Source organism: Halostagnicola alkaliphila (genome assembly GCF_055379965.1).
This window is the reverse complement of the sequence record NZ_AP043826.1, coordinates 2,537,233-2,558,819: the sequence shown is the minus strand read 5'-3', so window position 1 is coordinate 2,558,819 and position 21,587 is coordinate 2,537,233. Positions and strand designations below refer to the sequence as shown.

The following is a 21,587-nucleotide window of genomic DNA, read 5'->3' as shown; positions in this document are numbered from 1 at the left end:
CCAGATTATGCCCGACATGGAACAACAGGACGAGTCGCTATCGACCCTCCTCGTCAAAGAAGCCGTCAGTAAAGGAATGGATTCGCCGATGCGAGAGCCGATTCTCGAGGCGGTCGAGGAATCCGAAGGAGCCGGCTCGATGGGCGGTCGGGCGCTCCCGGTAGCGGGCGGCCTGCTCGGTATTGGCGTCGCAATCGGCTATCTCATCGGAAGCGGCGAGTTAGACACCGAGGACACGCCGCTCGAGGACGTCGAGAAACCGGAAGCGCTCAGCGAGGCGACTGAAGAAGTGAGCGAAACGATGGAATCGGCGGGATCCGACTCCGAATCGAAGTCCGAGACCGAAGCCGACGAAGAAGGCGGGTCGAGCCGACTTCCGCGGATTTTTCTCCTGATTGTCGGAATCGTCGGCCTCGAGTTGTTGCGTCGCCGCCGAGGATCCGACGACGAAGAGTGGGAGCCGATCGAGGAGTTCGAACCGGCGACGAGCGCGTCGTTCGACGACGAGTCGGAAAGGGAGGACGAGCAAGAAGCGACGGTCGAAGACGGCGAGGAAGACGAAACGGACGAAGAGATCGAAGAATAGCGGCCGTGATTTCCGACAGTACCGTCACGATTTTTACACCGCGGTTGCGGCGAGTCGTTTTGAACGTCTGCCCGCACTCTTCCGTCTACCCGCACTCTCCCGTACGTTCGATATCCCCGAGGGACACCTGAGCGAGTCGGTGTGATGCTTCGGCTGCTATTCCGTCGATGGTTCGACCTGAAACGTGATCGACACCGAAACGGACGGACCGGTCAGATTTCCGCTCATCGAGACCGAATAGCTGGCGGCCGACTGTGCGCTCGCGAGTTCGTCGAGTCGCTCCCGAAGCCGCTCGAGCCACTGCTCGAGGTCTCCTGCAATTTGGGGGCTGGCTTCGGCAGTCGTCTCGGGAAGTTCGATCGACGGCTGGTCCTCGAAGTGGGCGTTCGCCAGCATGACGTGTGCCTGTAGCTCCGCGAGCGAGTCCGTCGTTTCCAGATCCTCGAGCAATACCGAAAGGTCATCACTATTGGACATACGTCCTTTCGAACCCGATTCGATATAAAACGTCGCCGTCTGTTTCCGGCGAGAACCCGGAGAGGCGGCAGACGGGAATTACCGCACTTCGGGTCCCTGAATACCGGCATTTCGGGTTCCTAAATTAGACCGCGCCGCCGGCCTGATACTCGCCGAACTCCGCTCGCATGACGTTACAGATCTCGCCGACGGTCGCGTAGGCTTTGACCGCCTCGATGATGTAGGGCATAATGTTCTCGTCGCTGTTTGCCGCCTCGTGGAGGGACTCGAGCGTCGCCTCGACCGCTTCGTCGTCGCGCTCGGCGCGAACGTCCTCGAGCCCGTCGACCTTTCGGCGCTCGTCCTCCTCGGTGACTTCCTCGACGTCCATCGCTGGTTCCTCGTCGACTTCGAACTCGTTGACGCCGACGATAACCCGTTCTTTCTCCTCGATTTCGCGCTGTCGGTCGAAGGCCGTATCCTGGATCTGGCGCTGAACCCACTGTTGTTCGACCGCCTCGAGCATGCCGCCGCGTTCGTCGACCTCCTCGAGGAGGTCGTAGGCGTCGGACTCGACCTCGTCGGTCAACGACTCGACGTAGTAGCTCCCCGCGAGCGGATCGATGGTGTCGGCCGCGCCGGATTCGTGGGCGAGAATCTGCTGGGTCCGAAGCGCGGTCCGCACGGATTCTTCGGTCGGCAGGGCGAGCGCCTCGTCCTTGCCGTTCGTGTGGAGACTCTGGGTTCCGCCGAGCACCGCTGCGAGCGCCTGATAGGCGACGCGAACGACGTTGTTCTCGATCTGCTGGGCCGTGAGCATCGATCCGGCCGTCTGGGTGTGGAACTTGAGCTGCTTCGATTTCGGATCGTCGGGGTCGAACCGCTCGTCCATGATATCGTGCCACATTCGGCGGGCAGCGCGGAACTTCGCGACCTCCTCGAAGATGTTGTTGTGGCCGTTGAAGAAAAAGGACAGCTGTGGTGCGAAGTCGTCGACGTCGAGCCCGGCGTCGATTGCCGCTTCGACGTACTCGATGCCGTCTCCGAGGGTAAAGGCGAGTTCCTGGGCGGCGGTTGCACCCGCTTCGCGGATGTGGTATCCGGAAATCGAGATGGTGTTGAACTTCGGCGTCTCCGCGGCGCAGAACTCGAAGATGTCCGTGATGATCCGCATCGACGGTTCGGGTGGGTAGATGTAGGTGTTCCGGGCGATGTACTCCTTGAGGAGGTCGTTCTGGATCGTTCCTCGAAGTTCCTCCCGGTCGACGCCCTGATGGTCGCCGACCGCGATGTACATGGCGAGAAGTACCGACGCGGGGGCGTTAATCGTCATCGAAGTGCTCACCTCGTCGAGCGGAATTCCGTCGAAGACGGTGAGCATATCCTCGAGCGAGTCGATTGCCACGCCGGCTTTGCCGACCTCTCCAGCGGCCATCCCAGCGTCGGAGTCGTAGCCCATCTGAGTCGGCAAGTCGAAGGCCATCGAAAGCCCAGTTTGACCCTGGTCGAGCAGGTAGTGATACCGTTCGTTCGTGTCTTCGGGCGTCGAGAATCCGGCGTACTGGCGCATCGTCCAGAGGCGGCCCCGATGGCCGGTCGAATAGACGCCCCGCGTGTACGGTGGCTCGCCCGGATAGCCGAGGTCTTCCTGATAATCTAACTCCGCCACGTCCTCGGGTGTGTAGAGTCGATCGACCTCCTGTCCGCCCGTGTCCGTCGTAAACGTCTCTTTTCGCTCCCCGAACCGTTCGATCACCGGTTCGACTTCGCTCTCCTGCCATGCTTCGCGCCCGGTGCGAATCTCTTCGAGATCGTCAGGGTCGAACATTATAGACTCCCTTGGCGGGGTGGGGCTTGAAGGTTAATAAACGCGCATGACTCGCCGCTCGCGGTTCCGGATAGCATCGTTCGAGAACAGCCGAAAGCTTCGATGAATTGCTCGAGCAGCGATTCATGCGTGCGTTCTGTTATCCCCTTTCGGGCGCAACCTGGCTCCATCATCTGCGTATTATCGTCCTGTATCATACTTGTAGGTCGCTGAATTGGAATCGATCCCGAAGTCTTCGGGTGACTCCTCGGTCGATTCCGACGATCCGTCGCGTTCTGTTGCTTGCTTGAACGCTTCCCTGAGCCGGTCCGGGAGCTCGAATGATTCGATATCGAGCGCGAGTGGAACCGCCTCCGGGTCGATGCCGTCTCGCTTTTTCTCGAGCCTGTCGACGAGCGGTTCGGGAAGCGAACCCGCTTCGATTCGACGGAAGCCGAACTGCCGCAGGTAGTCCGCTTCGCTGGTGAGGGCATAAACGGTTTCGAACCCGTCGTCTCCAGCGTACTCGACGAGTCGCTCGATGATGTGTGCGCCGACACCCTGTTCGCGCCAGTTCTCGAGGACGCCGATACTCGTCAGTTCACAGTATTCGGTCGGATCGTCCTCGGATCGCTCAGCGTCGCCAGCTTCCAAGTCGCTGTCGGCTTTGTGGACGCGAATTCGGGCGAATCCCGCTTTCGCCCCTGACTGTTCGTCGATCGCGACGACGTAATCTCGAGAGCGAAACGACGTTTCGTCGAGACCCATCGCTTCGATGTGATCGAGAAGCCAGACCTCCTCCCTGTTTTTCGCGTCCCGAACGTACATGATTCGACGTACGTGACCGGCACCCTAAAGCGTTTATGGGGGGAGAATAACGGGAATCACACCGATGCTGACTGTGGATTGCAAAACGAACTGATTCGAGTGCTTATTCGTCTTCTTCGACGACTTCCGGATCGCTCATCGCGCTCTGTAAGCTGTCGAGACCGTTAATCCATTCAGTGACGAGGCCGTACTCGAGTTCCTCCGCCATCGTCATGTCGAGTTCTTCCCCGTCGATGATCAGTGTCCCTGCCTGTGCGGCGTAACCGAGCGCGGCGTCGAGATCCTCCTCGGCTTCGGCGTCGGCCGCAGCGCCGACGTAATCGTTGACGTGCCCGTCTTCGGCCGGCCCGTCGGCGACGTACTCCTCGGCGGCGAAGAAGACGCAGACGAGACTCGTCTGAACGCCGTCGACGAGGATTAGTTTCTCTTCGTCTTCGAGGTCGACTTCCGAGAGAACGATTTCTCGAACGTCCTGGATCTCCTCGAGTGCGGTCTCTTGGTCGATTTCCCCGTCGTCGTAGGCCGCGACAATTTTCGCGATGGCGATCGCCGTATCGTCCTGCAGATTCAAGAGCAGGCGCGCCGAGTCCTCGTCTTCCGGATCGATGTCCTCGTCTTGGATGCGGCCGATCCAGTTTTGCCATCGTTCTGCCGAATAAAACTCCGTCGGGGGATTGCTCATACTCACACCTACACCGGCCGCTTGAAATGCCTTTCTCTACATGCGTCATCCCCTGGAAGTGTTAAAGCGTGAGTTTGCTGTGTGTCACTGACGTTTCGAGTGAACGATGTCCGAGTCACACTCTCGCCCGCTACGTGTCTCCGAGCGTTGCCCTCGTATCGATCCCGTAGACGCGCTCGGGCGTTTCGACGTGAGCGATTCGGACCGCCTCCTCGAGGCCTTCTTCGAGCAGCCAGCGAACCCGTCGAGGAACCGTTTTTGGGCCGAGCACGGCACCCGGCCTGTCCGGGTCGTCGACGAAGTCGGTCTCCATCAGGAACGGCTCGTCGCGCTCGGCCGCGACCTCGAGACGGTCCTTCTCGCTCATGACGCTGGGTGTCGGGCCCTCGAGTCGACCCGCGGCGTAGTGTTTGACAACGCGGTGGGCTGGAAGTCCCGCTTTCTCCGCCCAATCGGCGACGTCCGGAAGCGCCTCGCTCGCCTCGGTGTGTAACTGAACCGCACACTCGAGGGCTGCCCCGTAATCGAACGTGTGGCGCATGACTTCGTTGGAAACCTCCCAGACGGCATCGTCGACATCGTAGTGCGGACGGCCCGATTTCAGCGCCAGCGCGTCGCCCGATTCGACGTACTCGGCGGCGAGATCGATCCCGCCCTGCATAACGTCTCGAGCGGCTTTCGGCTCGTATCCGCGCTCGTCGACCAGCCGCGAGACGAGCCCAGGATGAACGCCGAGGACGGGCCACGCCCGCCCGTCGAGAATTTCGGAGGCCTCCTCGACGACCTCGAGCGTTCGCTCGAAGACCGGCCGGAAATCCTCGCCTTCGTCCGCCTCGACGCCGAGGTGCCAGGAGGGTTTGTTGACGACCAGCAGGTGCGTCCCGCCGAGGTGAGCGAAGTCCTCGACCGCCTCGATACCGCGGCCGTGATCCGGGTCCAGATGCATGTGGTTGTCGAGCACCGGCGTCTCCTCGTCGATCATGGGCGGATATGGGGTCGCCTCGAGTGAAAAGTCACCGACTTCGCACCGATTCCCGCGACGTTGCAGGGATCTAACCAGTAAACATACACCAACGGGTACCATCTACCGATTCAATGACCGTTCGATCTGCAATCGTGTTGGCTGCGGGCGAGGGAATACGTCTTCGACCGCTGACCAGACATCGACCCAAACCGATGTTGCCCGCCGCGACGAAGCCGATCCTCGAGCACGTCTTCGACGAACTCATCGACGCCGGTATCGAGCGGCTAATTGTCGTCGTCGGCTACGGACGGACCGCCGTGCAGTCTCACTTCGGGTCGACCTACCGAGATGTCCCGATCGAGTACGCGATCCAGGACAAACAACTCGGCAGCGCCCACGCACTCGAGGCGGCGATGCCGACCGTCGACGAAACGTCGCTCGTCGTCAACGGCGACCAGCTCATCGACGCGTCGATTATCGAGGACACGATCGATCGACACGGCTCGGATGCGGCCGGAACTATCGCGGTGATCTCCGCGAGCGACGTCGCGGAATACGGCGGCGTCATCGTGGATTCAGACGGCAGCGTTGCCGAACTCGTCGAGAATCCGACCGACGACAGAAACTATCGGCTCAACGCGGGCGTCTACGTACTGGAACCGGAATCGGTCGAGATCGTAACGGGGGTAGACTCGAGCGACGGCGAATACTCGTTGGTTGACGGACTTTCCCGCCTGCTCGAGCGGGGGAAAACCGTCAACGCGGCCCAGACCGACGGGAAGTGGATCGACGCGACGTATCCGTGGGATCTCCTCGAGGTCGCCGAGACGCTGTTCGAAACGGGGACCGTCGAGAGCGCTATCGCGTCCTCCGCGCACATTCACGAGTCGGCGACGATCCTCGAGCCGTCGATTATCGCTCCGGACTGTGTGATCGGCCCCGGCGCGGTCGTCGGGCCGTACGTCTCGCTCGGAAACAACGTCACCGTCGGATCGAACGCGACGCTCGAAAGCAGCGTCATCGATTCGGATACGCGGATCGGAACGAACGCCACAGTCGTCGACTGCGTCACCGGTCGAGGCGTCGAAATCGGGAACGGATCGACGGTCGTCGGCGGTCCCGGCGACGTTCGGGTCGAGACGACGATCCACGAGGAAGAACGGCTGGGCGCGTTACTCGCCGATCGCACGCGAGACAGAGGTGGCGTTACCTACGCGCCGGGAACGATCGTCGGCTCCGAAGTAACTATCCACGCGGGAACGGCGGTGAGCGGTTCGATCGAATCCGACACGGAGGTTCGATAGCGATGTGTGGAATCATCGGCTACGTCGGATCGGCGTTCGACGACCGCGACGCTCCCGACGCGATCGACGTTCTGCTCAACGGGCTCTCGGAACTCGAGTACCGAGGATACGACTCGGCCGGCGTCGCGCTCGCGAATTCCCACGTCGACGTCTACAAATCCGAGGGTGAACTCGAGGAGCTCACATCGACGCTCCCGGTCTCGGAGCTTCGCGAACCGACGGTCGGCATCGGACACACCCGCTGGAGCACCCACGGCCCGCCGACGGATACGAATGCGCATCCACACACCGACGACGACGGGCGCGTCGCGGTCGTCCACAACGGCATCATCGAGAACTATCAGACGCTTCGAGACGAGCTAACGGCCGAGGGCGTGACCTTCGAGAGCGAAACCGACACCGAAGTCGTCCCCCATCTTATCGGTCGGTACCTCGAGTCGGCCGAGGATGCGGAGGGCGCTCCGGACGACGGAGGAATTACCGTCCACGAACGGGCGTTCCGTCGAGCGATCGACCGGATCGAGGGGAGCTACACGATCGCAGCCGTCTTCGAAGGCGACGAGACGGTCTACGCGACGCGAAAGGAGTCCCCGCTCGTGCTCGGAATCGGGGAGAACGACGACGAACGCACCGGGAACGGCGACGAACGGCCGACCGGAACCGAAGGCGGCTACTTCCTCGCGAGCGACGTTCCGGCGTTCATCGAGCACACCAGCCGCGTCATCTACCTCGAAGACGAGGAGTTCGTTCGCCTCAACGGCGAGGGATACGAAGTTAGCGACGCTGCGGGAACGACCGTGGAGAAGACGGTCAAAACGGTGGACTTTGATGCCGAGGATACCGGAAAGAGCGGTTACGACCACTACATGTTAAAGGAGATCCACGAACAGCCCTCGGCGCTCAGACAGTGTCTCCGCGGCCGGGTCGACGAGCTTCGGGGAGCCGTCACGCTCGAGTCGATCGAGGCACTGGTCGACCGGGAGTTCGGCGCTCCGATACAGTTCGTCGCGTGCGGAACGTCGTACCACGCCGCACTCTACGGGGCATCGCTGTTGCAGCGAGAGGGGATACACGCGACGGCCACCATCGCGAGCGAGTACACGACCGATCGCGTGCCGGTCGACGACGCGACGCTCGTCGTCGGGATCACCCAGAGCGGAGAAACGGCGGACACACTTCGCGCGCTCCGGGAGGCAAACCGCGCTGGTGGGACGACCCTCGCCGTGACCAACACCGTCGGAAGTTCCGCCGCTCGAGCGAGTGATCACGCCCTGTATATCCGAGCGGGCCCGGAAATCGGCGTTGCGGCCACCAAAACGTTCGCCAGTCAACAGATCACCCTCTCGCTGTTGAACGCCGCCCTTAGCGGCCGATCCTCCCACGCTGACGTCCAATCGTTGCGCGCCGTTCCCGATCAGGTCCAGACCGTCCTCGACACCTCGAATGTCCGACCGATCGCCGAGGAACTCGTCGGCTCCGAGGCCTTTTTCTTCATCGGACGGGGCTTGCACTACCCGGTCGCCCTCGAGGGCGCACTGAAGTTCAAGGAGATTACCTACGAACACGCCGAGGGGTTTGCTGCCGGCGAACTGAAACACGGTCCGCTCGCGCTGGTCACCGAGAACACGCCGGTCTTCGCGGTCGTGACCGGGGACGGGCAGACGGCACAGAAGACGATTTCGAACATCAAGGAAGTCGAGGCTCGAGACGCACCGGTGGTCGTCGTTACCGACGGTGCGGCCGACGTCGAGCGCTACGCGGATTACGTTCTTCGAATCCCCGAAACTGAAGAGCGCTGTGCGGCCGTTCTCGCGAACGTCCAGTTACAGCTCGTCGCTTACTGGGTCGCTAACACGATGGGGCGATCGATCGACAAGCCCCGAAACCTCGCTAAGAGCGTGACCGTCGAATGACCGCCGACTCGCCGCGGGGAAGAAATCGATCTCGCTGGGTGAGCGAGCGATGAACGAGTACTGGGATCTCATCGTCGCCATCCTCGCCGGGATCGTCCAGGGAATCGTCGAGTGGCTCCCGGTTTCCTCCCAGGGGAACCTCTCGCTGTTTCTCACCCTGATGGACATCTCCCCGGATCACGCCCTGCAACTCGCGCTGTTCTTGCAACTCGGAACGACGCTCTCTGCAACGCTGTATTACCGCGACGAAATCCTCGAGAGCCTCGAGGCCGTTCCCCAGTGGCGGCCCCGATCGGCGTTTACGGGACCGAACGCGGTGACGACGTTCGTCGTCGTCGCCTGTGTCGCCACCGGTCTGATCGGCCTTCCAATCTACTTTCTCGCCGTCGATATCGCAAGCGAACTCAGCGGCGGACTGTTCATCGCCGCGATCGGCGTCTTGCTCGTCCTGACCGGCGTGTTGGAACTGGCTTCCAAGTCGGTGGATCTCGCCGAACGGGAGGACCCGACGTTTCGTGATGCCGTGATCGTCGGCGGTTTCCAGGGGCTCTCGATACTCCCCGGCATCTCCCGATCGGGAGTGACCACAAGCGTCCTGCTATTCCGGTCGTACCAGGCACCCTCGGCGTTCCGTCTCTCCTTTCTGCTTTCGATCCCGACCGGAATCGGTGCGGGCGCATTGATCTTCGTTACCGAAGGGGGAGTCCCGGGAGTGAGCCTCGAGATGGCCGCCATCGCCGTCGCCACGAGCGCGATCGTCGGCTACGCGACGATCGGGCTCCTCATGAGAATCGTCGAACGGATTCCCTTCTGGATCGTCTGTTTCGGTCTCGGCGGACTGGCGATCGTCGGCGGCGGCGGCGTGACGCTACTCGTTTCCTGACACGTGGCGACGAAGGGCGTCGATGAGACGGAGTCAATCTTCCGCCGGATTCTCTTCGATACTGCCCCGTTCGCGCATCATCGAGGTCCCCCGATCGATCCACCGGCGACGATAGAAGACGACGCCGAGGTAGGCCACCCGGAAGACGAAGTCGAGGACGACCGCGACGTAGGCCGCGACGACGCCGTACTCGAGGACGACGCCGAAGACGTAGGTAAAGCCCAGCAGGAAGACGAAGGTTCCGATGACGCGGGCGATGAAGGGCGGAATCGTCTCGCTGCCCCCGCGAATCGATCCGGCGAGGGTGAGGTAGGCGGCGATCAGGACCGCCGCGATGGCGTAGGCCTGCGCGAATCCACTCGCGTAGCCAACCGTCGCCGGATCGTTCGTAAACACGAGCACGAACTGCTCGGCGAAGAAGAAAAGCAGGAGGCAGAAGCCGCCGACCGTGAGCGTACTCAGTCCGGTTGCTGCCGCGCCGTTGTAAAACGCCGTTTTGGGTTCTCCTCGGCCGAGCGACTGTCCGACCATGATGTTCGCCGCGACGCCGTAGCCCCTCGCCAGCGGAGAGGCGACCTGTTGGTACATTCGGCGACCGATGTGGTAAGCCGCGTTGACTTCAGTACCGAACGCCAGCAAGATTGCGTTGAACGGGAATTCGGCGAACATCTCGGTGAGACCCTCGGCGATCCGCGGCCAGCTGATGAGGATGAGCTGCTTGGTGATGACCAACTGTCGCGGAACGACGTACCGAATCTCGTTGAGCGGCGACCAGAGAATCAACAGGAAGGCGAACGCGCCGAGCGAGTCCGAGACCGCGGTCGCGAGTGCGATTCCGACGACGCCCAGTTCCGGAATCGGGCCGAGTCCGAGCGCGAGACCGACCGTTGCGACGATGTTGAGGGCGTTGACGACGCCGTTGACGTACATCGGCGTTCTGGTGTCGCCGGTCCCGTGAATCGAGCGCGCTGCGATGAAGTTAACGTGGATCGCAGGCGCGGACACCATGATGATCATGAGATACGTGCTACCGTACTCGATCACGTCCGCCATCGCGCCCTCTTCTGCGAGCGAACCCAGAATAGCGATCGCGTACTCGTTGAGAAAAAGCCCGAACAGGACGAACGGAATCCCGCCGAGGATCCCGATCAACAGCGCCTGTGTCACCGCCTGATTTCTGTTGGCGTCCGCATCAGCGCCGGTATCCTGACTCGAAAGCGCGATCGCACCGTCCCCGATACCGATTCCGAACCGAAGCGGGAATCGTGCGTAGATATCCGCGAGCCCGACCGCGGCGACCGCCGCCGGCGAAAAGAGCCCCGCGACGATCAGATCCGTCGTCCGCATCAGCGTCCGGAGCACCTGTTCGGCCATCACCGGCCACGACAGGCTAAACACTCGTCTCCAGACTCGCCAGAATCGGTGGCTGGCAAGTGATAGGACGACGACAAACACACTTCCGAATTCAAACGTCCGGGGATTAAGTATTGAGTTGGCGGAAAGGTGACCCGGAAGTACCGCCGCTTCGATCGAGCGGTGATCCTCCGGCGTTCGTTACGGTCCGATGGGAAACAACGAAACCCATTACCACCTCCAGTTGGTAGGTCGGGTACGAGCGATCTCTCGAGGATGGATTTCCCATGGACCCGTTCACATTCCTTGGCATCGACGTGGCGTTGTTTCTCCTCATCGGCGTCCTCGCCGGAGCTCACTGCATCGGAATGTGCGGGCCGCTGGTAACGATTTACGCGGGCAAGATGGACGACGGCGGGTCGGACGCTCGAGCGGGCGGCCATCTGAGCACCTACGAAGTTCGTCAGCACGCGCTGTTCAACATCGGTCGAACGGCGAGTTATACCCTTCTCGGCGCGGCGTTCGGCGCGGTCGGGAGTCTGCTATTCATCACGACGGATTCACTAACACCCGTCGTCGACCTCGCCCGCGGCGGGATCGGCGTCCTCGTCGGTGGCTTCATCGTCGCGACCGGAATATACTATCTCCTCGGACGGACGACCGGCGGCGTCTCGATTCCCGGCCTCGAGCGGGTCAGTGCCTGGCTCGCAACGCACGTCGACCGGCTCGCGAACGGTCCCGGAATCGTCGGGCTCGGAGCCGTTCACGGACTACTCCCGTGCCCGATCCTCTATCCGGCATTTCTCTATGCGTTCGCAACTGGCTCGCCGCTGGGTGGCGGCCTCGCACTGGCCGCGCTCGGTATCGGAACGATTCCAGCGGTGTTCGCCTACGGGACGGTCATCGACGCCGTCGATGCGGGTCACCGACGCCGAGTCCACCGCTTGCTCGGCGTCGCCTTCGTCGTCCTCGGTTACGTCCTGCTCGCACACGGATTGATGAGTCTCGGCTACCCAGTTCCGCATCCGGAATTGCCGTTTTACGACGGTATCGACGCGCCGGGAGCGGGAGGTCACGAGCACCACTAACTGACAAAATCATCACGAACCAACTGAATCACCACGCACAGGCCCCTCACTACGGCCTGATCGAATCATCACAAACTGAACGAACTGACACGAACTGAACGAACGAAACTTCACCGATGACAGCAACCGACCCACCCGAGTCCGGCTGTACGCTCTGTGCGCTCCCAACGGAGGGAGTCGACGTCAGCGACGGCGACGGGAACGAGTTCTGCTGTGTCGGCTGTCGAGACGTCTACGACGCGCTCGGCGATCTCGAGGACGTCGACGCTGCCGACGTTCGAGAGCGTCGAGAGGAGTCCGAGCAGCGTGGTGAAGAACTCGAGGCCGATCCCGATGTCCCGGACGATCACGACGCGACGTTTCTCGAGGTCGACGGCATGCACTGTGCGACCTGCGAGGCGTTCATCGAATCGGCCGCCACGGCGACGGACGGGGTCAGCGACGCGAGCTCGAGCTATGTGACGGACACGGTTCGAATCGATCACGATCCCGATACCGTCTCCGAAGCGGAGCTACAGGACGCCATCAGCGGGCTCGGCTACAGCGCGTACTCGAGAGACGACGCGTTCAGCCGTCGGCAGGCGGATAACTGGGCGATGGGACGGGTCATCGTCGGTGTGTTGATGGGGATGATGGTGATGCTTCAGTACGTCGTCCTCATCTATCCGGTCTACTTCGGCGGCCTGTTCTACGACGAGCAGACGACGGAGTTCATCGAGAGCGCGCTGGCGAGCGAGAGCGCGACGGTGTTTTACCTCGTCATCGCCGCGCTGACGACGATCATCCTGGCGATCACCGGGAAGCCGATCCTGCAGGGAGCCTACGTCAGCGCGAAGACGCGACGGCCGAACATGGACCTGCTCGTGGCCATCGCCGCGCTCAGCGCATACCTCTACAGCACGCTGTCGATCATCGTCGGCGGCGACCACATCTACTACGACGTGACCGTCGCCATCATCGTCATCGTCACCGTCGGGGGCTACTACGAGTCCTCGCTCAAGCGTCAGGCGACCGAGCGTCTCTCGGATCTTACCTCCGTGCAGGTCGACGAGGCTCGCCGGGTTCGACGCGGGTCGGTGGACGGCGACCGACTCGACGGACAGTCCGAGAACGTGCCAATCGAGGAACCCGAAGACGTGCCCCTCGAGCAACTCGAGGCCGGCGACCACGTGCTGGTTCGGACCGGCGAGCGAATCCCGATCGACGGAGAGGTCGTCGACGGCGACGCGTCGATCGACGAGGCCGTCGTCACCGGGGAGTCACTCCCGGTTCGAAAGGCCGAGGGCGACGCCGTCGTCGGCGGCTCGATGGCTTCGGACGGCGCAATAACGGTTCGCGTCGGTCCCGACGCAACGAGCAGTCTCGACCGAATTACCGAGCTCGTCTGGGACCTCCAGAGCTCGAGTCACGGCATCCAGAAACTCGCCGACAAACTGGCGACGATCTTCGTCCCGCTCGTCTTGGTTCTCGCGGTCGTCGTTACCGCCGTCTACCTCGTCCTCGGAGCTGGCGTCGCCGGCGCGTTGCTCGTCGGGTTGACCGTTCTGATCGTCTCCTGTCCGTGCGCGCTCGGGCTCGCGACCCCGCTCGCGGTCGCGGCCGGGATTCGGGACGCGCTGGCCAACTCGATCGTCGTCTTCGACGACAGCGTCTTCGAGCGCATCCGCAACGCCGACACGGTCGTCTTCGACAAGACCGGGACCCTGACGACCGGCGAGATGAGCGTCGTCGAGACGGGCTGGGACGAAAACGGAGAGACGAGTCTCGATTCGGACCTCCTCGAGAAGGCCGCGGCGCTCGAGTCCCGGTCAGCGCACCCGATCGGCCAAGCCATCGCGAGCGCCCGGGATCGACCGGAGCGGATCGCGGACGGCGGAACACCCCCCGAGGAAGTTTCGGACGGCGGAACGCCCCAGGAGAGTGTCGTGGACGAGACGGAGCAAAGGGAGCTCACGGCGTACGAGCGACAGCGACGGCGAACCGAGGACGAGTCGACGGATTCGCTCGAGGGCGAACGGAAGCCGGAGTCGGACCCAACGACTCCGTCCGACGATCTCGTCAACTCGTTCGAAAGCCACCGAAACGGCGTTTCGGGCGTCGTCGACGGGGAGGAGATCGTGGTCGGTCACCCGGACCTGTTCACGGCGCGCGGCTGGACGGTCCCCGAGGAAATCGCAGAACGGATCCAAGACGAGCGCGAAACTGGACGGGTTCCCGTCGCCGTCGGTCGCGAGGGAACGGCGGAGGGCGTGATCGTCGTCGGCGACGAACTCAGGGAGGAGTGGCACGAGACGCTGACCGCGATTTCGAATGCCGACATCGACGTCGTCGTTTTGACCGGCGACGACGCTCGAGCCGCGGGCCGCTTCCGCGAGGACGACGCGGTCGATCAGGTGTTCGCGGGCGTGCCGCCGGAGGGGAAAGCCGAGACCGTCGAGCGGCTGAAACGGACGGGCCAGACGGTCATGGTCGGCGACGGGACCAACGATGCGCCGGCGCTCGCGGCGGCCGATCTCGGCATCTCGTTGGGTGGCGGCACGGCGATTGCGGCCGACGCTGCGGACGTCGCGCTCGTCGACGACGACCTCACGTCGGTCGAGACGGTCTTCGAACTCGCTCGAGCGACCGACCGGCGCGTCAAGGGCAACATCGGTTGGGCGTTCTGTTACAACGGGATCGCGATTCCCCTCGCCGTGACGGGACTGCTCAACCCGCTCTTCGCCGCGGTCGCGATGGGTGCGAGCAGTCTACTCGTCGTGACGAATTCGTCCCGAGCGTTGCTCGAGGACGAGTAGAATCGGTGACTCTGTTTACAACCACGGGAACAGGGTTCGACGAATTCGACCGAGTGCCGACTCCCCGCCGTGACGGACGTGAAGCGTCGTTCCGTCGGCGTCGAACGAAAGCTCGTTCGCCGGGAGCGCCTCGCCGTCCGGCAGTTGAATCTGGCGGTCACCGGCCGGAACCGGCCCGCCGGTACTGGTCCCAAACAACGTCGAGGACTGGACCTTCGGCTCGGTAACGGGGCCGCTGTATTCGATGGTGTAAACCGTCGTGCCATCGTCGTCCGATCGTTCCCAGTCGACGATTTCGCGGTCCGGTGTCGTTCCGATCATCTTCGGGTCAACTAGTTGAATAAAAGCTATTCAACAACTTATATTTTGGTCATGTCTTCCGACCGCGTCGGTCACTCGGACCGTTCTTCGTCGGTCGTCGTCACGTCGAGGAAGACGTCCTCGAGCGTCGAATCCTCGCCGGTTTCCATGCGTTCGACGAGCGCCTCAGGAGGCCCCTCTTCGACGAGTTCGCCTTCGTAGAGGATCCCGACCTCGGTGGCGAGGCGTTCGATAACCGGGAGCAAGTGCGTCGAAAGGAAGACGGTCGTTCCGGCTTCGGCTAACTCCGTGATGACCGCACGAACGGTTCGGGCCGCCCGCGGATCGAGCCCCGACGTCGGTTCGTCCAGAAAGACGACGTCCGGTTCGTGCGTGATCGCCTGGATGAGTCCCGTCTTCTGGCGCATTCCTTTCGAGTAGGTTACGATCCGATTGTCGGCATCTTCGGCGAGGTCGAGTCGTTCGAACAGCGAGCCGATCCGTTCCTCGATTTCCTCGGGGTCCATGCCGCGCAATCCGCCGTGGTACTCGAGTTGCTCGCGGGCCGTGAGCTCCTCGTGTATCGGCGGTGATTCGGGGAGGTAGCCGATGTGGTCGATCAGCGCCTCTCGATCGGTGATCGAGGCTCCCCCGACGCGACCGGAACCGCTGGTTGGTCGTATCAACCCGGTTAGCATCTTGATCGTGGTCGTCTTCCCCGCCCCGTTAGGGCCGAGAAACCCGTAGATCGTTCCCGGTTCGATCTCGAGACTGAGCTGGTCGACGGCCGTCGTCTCGAGGTACTCCTTGGTCAGTTCGTCCGTGGCGATCGCGTGGGTATCACTCATTTCGGTATCGGGCTCCTGGCTGATTGGTCCGATTTTTGAGTCTGTTCGATCGTTCGTAAAATACGTCGCCACCTACTGTTGTGAAGTGCATTTTGTGTCATCCGATTCACCGTATCTGATACGACCGATATCGCTCGATGGCGGTCTGGTACGCGGACGTTGCGATCCAAATAGTGAGACCGATTGTCAGTGGTATCGAGATGAATTGCACGAATCTCGGCGGGATTCCGACGGTTGCCGTCCATTCGTAGACCGGCTCGATATTTCCCAGTAACGCCGGCATCGCCGCGAGCGAGACGACTGCGAAAATCGTCCCGAGTCGGCGGAGCCACTTCGATCCCATTTCCGCGTATATCGGCACGTCGGTGAAGAAAAACGGGACGGGAACGAACTCGTAGCGCTCGACGTCCATCTCGACCGCGAGGCCGACGCAAGCGGTACACGCGCTGAAGGCGACGGTACCGATGACGATTAGAATCGTCTCGAAAACACCGACCGGGCTGGCGAATCCGACCAGAGCGATCAGGATCGCGAAAACAGCACCGGCGACGGTCGAGAGCAAGACGAGACCGGTGACGAACTGCCGCGCCGGGACCGTCGTCAAGAGCATCGGCATGACGCGGTACTCGGTGCCGACCGGATCGGAACCGAACGCGATTCCGGCCGAGAGGCCGACCATGAGCGCGAAATACAACAGGGGGATGTTCGCGCTCCCGCCGAGAATCAGCGCGGGCAAAGCGAGGAAAAAGACGCAGAGAAACGTGTACCCCATCGATAGCAGTCCTCGCGGAACACGTCGCTCCATGAGCCAGCGCTCTCGGGCGACGGTGAGCGCGGGACGCGATACGTAATCGCCGAACAGTCGTTCGAGTCGTCCCGGCGCGACGAGCGAGCGCGAGCCGTGAGTCGGCGTCGAATCGTCCGGTTCGCGCTCCCAGGTGCGCCGAACGAGGACGGTCGTCGCGCCGGCGAGAGCGGGAACTGTCACGAGGACTGCGCCGATTGCACCCACCCCGCGAGCGCTATCAGCACCCAGATCAGTCGCGCCGAAGAACGCGAGGTCGACGAACCACGCTATCGGAACGGACTCGAGGGATGCAAACAGCGGGACGAGCGACAGCGAAGTCTCCTGGAGCACGAGCCACGCGACGAGAAACGGGAGCCAGCCGAACACGGCGGCCAGATCCCTGTAGAATCCTCCTCGAGCCAATCGCCGTCCGACGAACCCGACGGCGAGCCTGCCGACCACGCCGACACAGACGGCGACCGCGACCAGCCCGGCAATCGCCGCCGTGATCGTAAACGCAACCAGCGGCGATCGAAGCCCAATCGCGGTGCCGACCGCAACGGCGACCGTCGGCCCGGCGAGGTAACGGGCCACTCGAGCGAACACGAAAATGAGCACCCCCAGGGCACCCGCTCTCGCCGGGACGGTTGTCAACAGGAAGTCGGAATCCAGGCGTTCGAATCGTCTGTGCGTGATCTCCGAACTCCGCCAAACGAGCAGGACAAACGCGATAGATGCGCCGATTCCCAGTTCGTCGACGTGGACTGATTGTGCCGAGGCGATCGCCGTTCCGACGGCGTGTGCACTCACGCCGAACACTCCGCTGATAGCCAGCGCCACCACGAGGAAAGCGCGTCGACCCGTCCACAGGTTTCCGGAGTCGGACTCACGCCGACTGCGTCTCCACTCAGTGCGCGCGATCAGGACGCTCTCTTCGATGCGGAGCCACCTCATATTCGTTCAGCGGCTCCCGTGACAGATCATGTCAGGTATAATAGAGTATTGAGAAGGATGATACATATTCTTTGCCATCGGATTTAGACCGACTTCGGAGAAATCTCGAGAGCGACACGAAGAGTGAGTCGTTCCCCGCTTGCCGTCTGTTTCCTGCTCAAGGCTTACCCGGGTACTCCACGTTCAACAGACAATGCTCGAGTTGTATCAGGCCGAAGGCTGTCCGCACAGTTCGAACGTTCGCGAGAAACTCACCGATCTCGGTCTCTCCTACGTCGTCCACAATCCTCGGCTGCCCGGCGACGAGGGAGGCGACGTTCTCAACGAACAAACCTATCGGTCGATGACCGAACTGGGCGGCGAAGACCAGATTCCCTATCTCGTCGACTCGAATCGAGAGGAGGCCAGATACGACAGCGACGAGATCATCGAATACCTCGAGACACACTACAGCTGAGGGGGTATAGGTAGCTAAAATTCACCCTTGTCGCCAGAGAAGCCGGCACTTGTCGTCGGGCGTTCAGCAACCGTGGGTTTCTTCCTCGAGAGACATTTCCCTCCTCGAGACGGAGTTGCCAACCCTTGCGAGTTCTTGGCAAACAGTGTTACAATAGCTCCGCGTGCAATCGGGTGGCCCACTGAGGGCCAGAACGCGATAGCGATACGGTACCCCTACCCATTGCCGAACGCAAGACGTGACCGTGAGACCGTCAAGGCGAATACCATGGGTTTTCCACCTGGGCGAGGCACCACCATCACCTCGCCCAGGGCTGCGACGAACCGTCTAGTCGATCGTTTCGCGGTCTGGTTTCGTCGCGATCCGAACGGAGTTATTCACCGCGAAGTTTGGATACCAGTTCACTCCCTGTAAATCGGTAGCGAATAATTGGATACTTCGGTGGACACTCCAAACCAAACGTGAATTGCTTCCACCAATGATGGTTAAGTACTTTCCTGTACTACGTATCTTGGTGCTTGGTCACAGAGAACATTCTGTAAGTACCGTCACTGCTCTCCAGGGATAGAGCGGGAGTGATTTCGATGACAGATGCACACAAACTCGATTGCGAATCGGTGTCGGATACGTGCCGGTTCATCATCCAATCGGAAAACGAAGAGGAGGCGGTGGAATTGGCCCAGAAACACATGCAAGAGGTACACGAACAAGAGATGACGGACGAGGAACTTCGCGAGGACCACCTGCAAGTCGTCTAACGAGCAGGCGAAGTCGATCTCCGACTATCTCTTCTCGCTTCGGCGCACCGAGTTCGGCAGCTTCTAAAAAAGATCGCACTCGAGGGGCCCCTCAAAATCCGGGCATCAGCTCGGCGGGTCCGAAGACGCCGTACTCGCCCGCTCGGTTCCGCCGGATTCCGGTCTTCAGGTAGCCGATCGCCGGCCCGTTGACGTTCGCAGCCATGCTCGTCGCGTCGTCGAGTTCGAACGTGTTCGTTCCCGTCTCGCCGTCGAAGGTGGTTCCGGTCACCGAGACCGTCGTTGTCGTCGGTTTCTCGTCGTGCTCGACGTCGAGGATCCCACCGACGGTAACGTCCTCGGCATCACAGATCCCCGCGCGCTCGAGCAGGACGTCGTCGGCGTGCTCCATATCGGTGAACTCGATGACGCCGTCGTGGTCGTCGATGATCGATTCGATCTCGGCCTCGGAAAGATCTCGCGCGGTCTCGATGTCATACTCCGGCAGGTGGGCGATGTCCTCGCGAACCGTTCCGCGATTGTCTTCGTACCCCGATTTCAGGCCGACACCCCACCAGATGTCGACCGACTCGATCTCGACGAACGACTGGGCGGCCAGCGCCGCCGCGCCGGTGAGAAGCCCCGGCGTTGCACCCGCACCGCAGACGAACGTGATTCCGGCGTCTTCGAACGCCTCCGCGCGATCGTCGAGCATCCCGATGACTCGAGAGCGTTTGAGCACGTCGACCATGACGCCGGAGTATCCGCCCTCGAGAAAGCGATCCGCGACCCGCGGGATGAAATCGTGTTCGTAGTTCGGCAGCGCGAGCAGGACGGCGTCGATCCCGTCTCCATGGTCGATGATAGCCTGGATCGAATCCTCCGAGGGACGGGCCTGCTCGGAGGCGACGACGCCCGCGTTTTCGCCGTGTTGTTTGACGCCCGCAGTCGCGGTTGCCCCGCCGTCGGTCGCGAGATCATCGCCGTCAGAGTCGTCTCTCTCAGCATCGTTACCATCAACTTCGTTCGAACCGCTTTGGGGTCCGCTGTCGATGTTCCCCTCCGTCGCCTCGAGCAGTTCGTCGACATCTAATCCGTCGAAGTCGATCGCCACGCCGTGACGATCACACGCCGCAACCGGCGTGAGTCCGTCCTTGTGCTGGCTCACCTCGAGCGTTCGTCGGCCGATTCCTCCCGTTCCGAGCACCGCAAACGTCGTGTCGTTCATCGTTGAGTGTGTTGTGTGTCGGTCGCTTTCATACGGACTACTGTAAGTCATTTCCGGCGCAACCTCGACCCGTCTTGCGGTTGCGCCGGCAAATCGTTACAGCAGTCCGTATCAGTCGTCGCTCGATTCTGCGTTCCTCGCGTCCGAGGTGGTCGTCGCGCTCGTCGCCGTTCCCGCCGCCTCGCTGGCCGTCCCTGCCGCCGTCTCACCGGCGGATTCCTCGGTCGTCCGTCGCCCTCGAGCCTTCACCGCTTCCGGATCAAACTCGTTGACGGACTGATTCGGCTCGAGACCCGCGCGCTCGATGATCTCGATGTCCTCGCCAGCCGACTGGCCCTCGGTCGTGAGGTAGTCTCCGGTAAGTAGGCCGTCCGCGCCTGCCTCGAGCGGCAGGTGCTGTTCCTCGGGCTCGAGATTGACCTCGCGCCCGCCCGTGAGCCGAACGCGCGACTCGGGGTGGAGCAGTTTGTAAACCGCGACGGTTTTGATGATCTCCTCCGTACTGATCTCGACGCCCTGCTCGGCCAGCGGGGTCCCCGCGACGGGGTTGAGCACGTTGACCGGGAGCGAGGAGATGCCGATCTCCTGGAGCGATATCGCCGCGTCGACGCGATCTGTTGGGGTTTCACCCATCCCGAGGATGACGCCCGCACAGAGGTCCATCCCCGCCTCCTTGGCGACCTCGAGGGTGTGTACTCGTTCCTCGAAGCTGTGCGAATCGATGATCTCGGGGAAATACCGCGGCGAGGTTTCGATGTTGTGATTGTAGTGATTGATCCCCTCTTCGGCGAGGATATCGGCCTCCTCGGGGGTGAGAATCCCCAGCGAGGCGTCGACCTCGAGGTCGCACTCGTCGCGAACGACGCGGATCGACTCGAGAACTTCCGCCCACTCCTCGGGACGGTGTTCCTTCGAGACGCCGCGTTCTGCGACGACGATGCCGAAGCGCTGTGCGCCGTCGCGTTCGGCGCGTTTTGCGGCCTCGAGGATCTTCTCAGGGCCGAGGAAGTCGTACGTGTCGATACCGGTGTCGAAGTGGACCGACTGCGCGCAAAAGCCGCAGTCCTCCGCGCAGTTGCCCGCCTTCGCGTTGACGATCGAGCAGGAGTCGACGGTGCCGTCGCCGAAGCGATCCCGGACGGTGGCCCCCGCCTCCGCGAGCGGCTCGACCGGCTGTGCGATCAGCGCCAGTCCGTCGGTCCGATCGAGGCGCTCGCCGGCGAACACCCGCTCGAGTGCGTCGTCGATCGTCGGATTCTGCGTCTCGTAAACCACACTCCCTAGGATAGTTGACGAAGATATAATTCTTGGGGACAGTCGTCTCTCGAGAAATGTGGGCTGCGGTATCTGGTTTTGATTGCGGGTCCGAACGAACGAGCCAGTGGTATCACTGACTCGTACATATACAACTGAAGAATTCCCCAAAGATTCTGCTTCTCGGCGAAAATGGTAGAATGTTAAAACGAGTTTGATCTCCATTTGTTTATTGATATTGATAGTATTAGTATAGGATTGGATTTTTACTCTCTGTCATGTTGGTTGCGATTACTATGAAGCGATACATCCGGTACGCGTTGAACCGATCAAAACCACAAATCGCCCTCTCATCAGCTCTGT

General features: G+C 61.9%; 19 protein-coding genes. 8 read left to right on the top strand and 11 right to left on the bottom strand.

The window, feature by feature from the left end; genetic code table 11:
- The first annotated feature begins 16 nt into the window (after nt 1-16).
- Nucleotides 17-586, top strand: coding sequence for a hypothetical protein (locus ACZ5C7_RS18045; RefSeq protein ID WP_464377659.1), 570 nt, complete (start codon nt 17-19; stop codon nt 584-586).
- Nucleotides 587-742: 156 nt separating this feature from the next.
- Here the strand turns inward: ACZ5C7_RS18045 and ACZ5C7_RS18040 are convergent, their stop codons facing one another.
- The 5 genes from ACZ5C7_RS18040 to ACZ5C7_RS18020 form a co-directional block, all read right to left on the bottom strand.
- A complete protein-coding gene (locus ACZ5C7_RS18040; protein ID WP_464377658.1) occupies nt 743-1,063 on the bottom strand; it encodes a hypothetical protein in 321 nt (106 codons plus the stop codon).
- 124 nt (nt 1,064-1,187) lie between these two features.
- A complete protein-coding gene (locus ACZ5C7_RS18035; RefSeq protein ID WP_464377657.1) occupies nt 1,188-2,870 on the bottom strand; it encodes an acyl-CoA mutase large subunit family protein in 1,683 nt (560 codons plus the stop codon).
- Between the two features lie 180 nt (nt 2,871-3,050).
- Nucleotides 3,051-3,677, bottom strand: coding sequence for a GNAT family N-acetyltransferase (locus tag ACZ5C7_RS18030; RefSeq protein WP_464377656.1), 627 nt, complete (start codon nt 3,675-3,677; stop codon nt 3,051-3,053).
- A gap of 103 nt (nt 3,678-3,780) precedes the next feature.
- Nucleotides 3,781-4,359 (bottom strand): DUF2150 family protein, encoded by a 579-nt coding sequence (locus ACZ5C7_RS18025; protein WP_464377655.1) that lies wholly within the window; start codon nt 4,357-4,359, stop codon nt 3,781-3,783.
- A 130-nt stretch (nt 4,360-4,489) separates the two neighbouring features.
- Entirely contained in the window at nt 4,490-5,341 is an 852-nt protein-coding gene (locus tag ACZ5C7_RS18020) for a TatD family hydrolase (protein WP_464377654.1), read from the bottom strand.
- 113 nt (nt 5,342-5,454) lie between these two features.
- Here ACZ5C7_RS18020 and ACZ5C7_RS18015 point away from each other — a divergent pair, with 113 nt between their 5' ends.
- Genes ACZ5C7_RS18015 through ACZ5C7_RS18005 form a run of 3 tightly spaced genes read left to right on the top strand, consistent with a single transcriptional unit; the run spans nt 5,455 to nt 9,423 of the window.
- Nucleotides 5,455-6,627: a sugar phosphate nucleotidyltransferase gene (locus ACZ5C7_RS18015; RefSeq protein WP_464377653.1), complete on the top strand. Its 1,173-nt coding sequence runs from the start codon at nt 5,455-5,457 to the stop codon at nt 6,625-6,627.
- A gap of 2 nt (nt 6,628-6,629) precedes the next feature.
- A complete protein-coding gene (glmS, locus tag ACZ5C7_RS18010; protein WP_464377652.1) occupies nt 6,630-8,540 on the top strand; it encodes a glutamine--fructose-6-phosphate transaminase (isomerizing) in 1,911 nt (636 codons plus the stop codon).
- Nucleotides 8,541-8,589: 49 nt separating this feature from the next.
- Entirely contained in the window at nt 8,590-9,423 is an 834-nt protein-coding gene (locus tag ACZ5C7_RS18005) for an undecaprenyl-diphosphate phosphatase (RefSeq protein WP_464377651.1), read from the top strand.
- Between the two features lie 33 nt (nt 9,424-9,456).
- Here ACZ5C7_RS18005 and ACZ5C7_RS18000 read toward each other — a convergent pair whose 3' ends face one another.
- Nucleotides 9,457-10,878, bottom strand: a complete 1,422-nt coding sequence (locus ACZ5C7_RS18000; protein WP_464377650.1) for an MATE family efflux transporter — start codon at nt 10,876-10,878, stop codon at nt 9,457-9,459.
- Between the two features lie 185 nt (nt 10,879-11,063).
- Here ACZ5C7_RS18000 and ACZ5C7_RS17995 point away from each other — a divergent pair, with 185 nt between their 5' ends.
- On the top strand, nt 11,064-11,864 hold the full coding sequence (locus ACZ5C7_RS17995; RefSeq protein WP_464377649.1) for a sulfite exporter TauE/SafE family protein: 801 nt from the start codon (nt 11,064-11,066) through the stop codon (nt 11,862-11,864).
- Between the two features lie 116 nt (nt 11,865-11,980).
- Entirely contained in the window at nt 11,981-14,659 is a 2,679-nt protein-coding gene (locus ACZ5C7_RS17990) for a heavy metal translocating P-type ATPase (protein ID WP_464377648.1), read from the top strand.
- A gap of 15 nt (nt 14,660-14,674) precedes the next feature.
- On the opposite strand, the gene ACZ5C7_RS17985 is transcribed toward ACZ5C7_RS17990, so the two are convergent.
- The 3 genes from ACZ5C7_RS17985 to ACZ5C7_RS17975 form a co-directional block, all read right to left on the bottom strand.
- Nucleotides 14,675-14,980 (bottom strand): hypothetical protein, encoded by a 306-nt coding sequence (locus ACZ5C7_RS17985; protein ID WP_464377647.1) that lies wholly within the window; start codon nt 14,978-14,980, stop codon nt 14,675-14,677.
- Nucleotides 14,981-15,051: 71 nt separating this feature from the next.
- Nucleotides 15,052-15,807: an ABC transporter ATP-binding protein gene (locus tag ACZ5C7_RS17980; protein WP_464377646.1), complete on the bottom strand. Its 756-nt coding sequence runs from the start codon at nt 15,805-15,807 to the stop codon at nt 15,052-15,054.
- A gap of 106 nt (nt 15,808-15,913) precedes the next feature.
- Nucleotides 15,914-17,548: a hypothetical protein gene (locus ACZ5C7_RS17975; RefSeq protein WP_464377645.1), complete on the bottom strand. Its 1,635-nt coding sequence runs from the start codon at nt 17,546-17,548 to the stop codon at nt 15,914-15,916.
- Nucleotides 17,549-17,741: 193 nt separating this feature from the next.
- Here ACZ5C7_RS17975 and ACZ5C7_RS17970 point away from each other — a divergent pair, with 193 nt between their 5' ends.
- Complete coding sequence (locus ACZ5C7_RS17970; protein WP_464377644.1) at nt 17,742-18,005, top strand: glutathione S-transferase N-terminal domain-containing protein; 264 nt, start codon at nt 17,742-17,744, stop codon at nt 18,003-18,005.
- Nucleotides 18,006-18,589: 584 nt separating this feature from the next.
- The gene (locus tag ACZ5C7_RS17965) at nt 18,590-18,763 is read left to right on the top strand and encodes a DUF1059 domain-containing protein (protein ID WP_464377643.1); all 174 of its coding nucleotides are present in this window, start codon (nt 18,590-18,592) and stop codon (nt 18,761-18,763) included.
- Between the two features lie 91 nt (nt 18,764-18,854).
- Here ACZ5C7_RS17965 and ACZ5C7_RS17960 read toward each other — a convergent pair whose 3' ends face one another.
- Together ACZ5C7_RS17960 and bioB are read right to left on the bottom strand one after the other, a co-directional pair.
- Nucleotides 18,855-19,970 carry a transcriptional regulator gene (locus ACZ5C7_RS17960; RefSeq protein WP_464377642.1) on the bottom strand — a complete coding sequence of 372 codons (1,116 nt, stop codon included), beginning with the start codon at nt 19,968-19,970 and terminating at the stop codon, nt 18,855-18,857.
- A gap of 111 nt (nt 19,971-20,081) precedes the next feature.
- Entirely contained in the window at nt 20,082-21,245 is a 1,164-nt protein-coding gene (gene bioB, locus ACZ5C7_RS17955) for a biotin synthase BioB (RefSeq protein ID WP_464377641.1), read from the bottom strand.
- Nucleotides 21,246-21,587 lie beyond the last annotated feature (342 nt).

Bases quoted from the DNA above. Each gene is read 5' to 3' on its own strand.
- ACZ5C7_RS18035 (WP_464377657.1), bottom strand. From the start codon at position 2,870: ATGTTCGACCCTGACGATCTCGAAGAGATTCGCACCGGGCGCGAAGCA.
- ACZ5C7_RS17985 (WP_464377647.1), bottom strand. From the start codon at position 14,980: ATGATCGGAACGACACCGGACCGCGAAATCGTCGACTGGGAACGATCG.
- ACZ5C7_RS17975 (WP_464377645.1), bottom strand. From the start codon at position 17,548: ATGAGGTGGCTCCGCATCGAAGAGAGCGTCCTGATCGCGCGCACTGAG.
- ACZ5C7_RS17970 (WP_464377644.1), top strand. From the start codon at position 17,742: ATGCTCGAGTTGTATCAGGCCGAAGGCTGTCCGCACAGTTCGAACGTT.
- ACZ5C7_RS18025 (WP_464377655.1), bottom strand. From the start codon at position 4,359: ATGAGCAATCCCCCGACGGAGTTTTATTCGGCAGAACGATGGCAAAAC.
- ACZ5C7_RS17990 (WP_464377648.1), top strand. From the start codon at position 11,981: ATGACAGCAACCGACCCACCCGAGTCCGGCTGTACGCTCTGTGCGCTC.
- ACZ5C7_RS18020 (WP_464377654.1), bottom strand. From the start codon at position 5,341: ATGATCGACGAGGAGACGCCGGTGCTCGACAACCACATGCATCTGGAC.
- glmS (WP_464377652.1), top strand. From the start codon at position 6,630: ATGTGTGGAATCATCGGCTACGTCGGATCGGCGTTCGACGACCGCGAC.
- ACZ5C7_RS17965 (WP_464377643.1), top strand. From the start codon at position 18,590: ATGACAGATGCACACAAACTCGATTGCGAATCGGTGTCGGATACGTGC.
- ACZ5C7_RS18045 (WP_464377659.1), top strand. From the start codon at position 17: ATGGAACAACAGGACGAGTCGCTATCGACCCTCCTCGTCAAAGAAGCC.
- ACZ5C7_RS18030 (WP_464377656.1), bottom strand. From the start codon at position 3,677: ATGTACGTTCGGGACGCGAAAAACAGGGAGGAGGTCTGGCTTCTCGAT.
- ACZ5C7_RS18040 (WP_464377658.1), bottom strand. From the start codon at position 1,063: ATGTCCAATAGTGATGACCTTTCGGTATTGCTCGAGGATCTGGAAACG.
- ACZ5C7_RS17995 (WP_464377649.1), top strand. From the start codon at position 11,064: ATGGACCCGTTCACATTCCTTGGCATCGACGTGGCGTTGTTTCTCCTC.
- ACZ5C7_RS18005 (WP_464377651.1), top strand. From the start codon at position 8,590: ATGAACGAGTACTGGGATCTCATCGTCGCCATCCTCGCCGGGATCGTC.
- ACZ5C7_RS17960 (WP_464377642.1), bottom strand. From the start codon at position 19,970: ATGAACGACACGACGTTTGCGGTGCTCGGAACGGGAGGAATCGGCCGA.
- ACZ5C7_RS18015 (WP_464377653.1), top strand. From the start codon at position 5,455: ATGACCGTTCGATCTGCAATCGTGTTGGCTGCGGGCGAGGGAATACGT.
- ACZ5C7_RS17980 (WP_464377646.1), bottom strand. From the start codon at position 15,807: ATGAGTGATACCCACGCGATCGCCACGGACGAACTGACCAAGGAGTAC.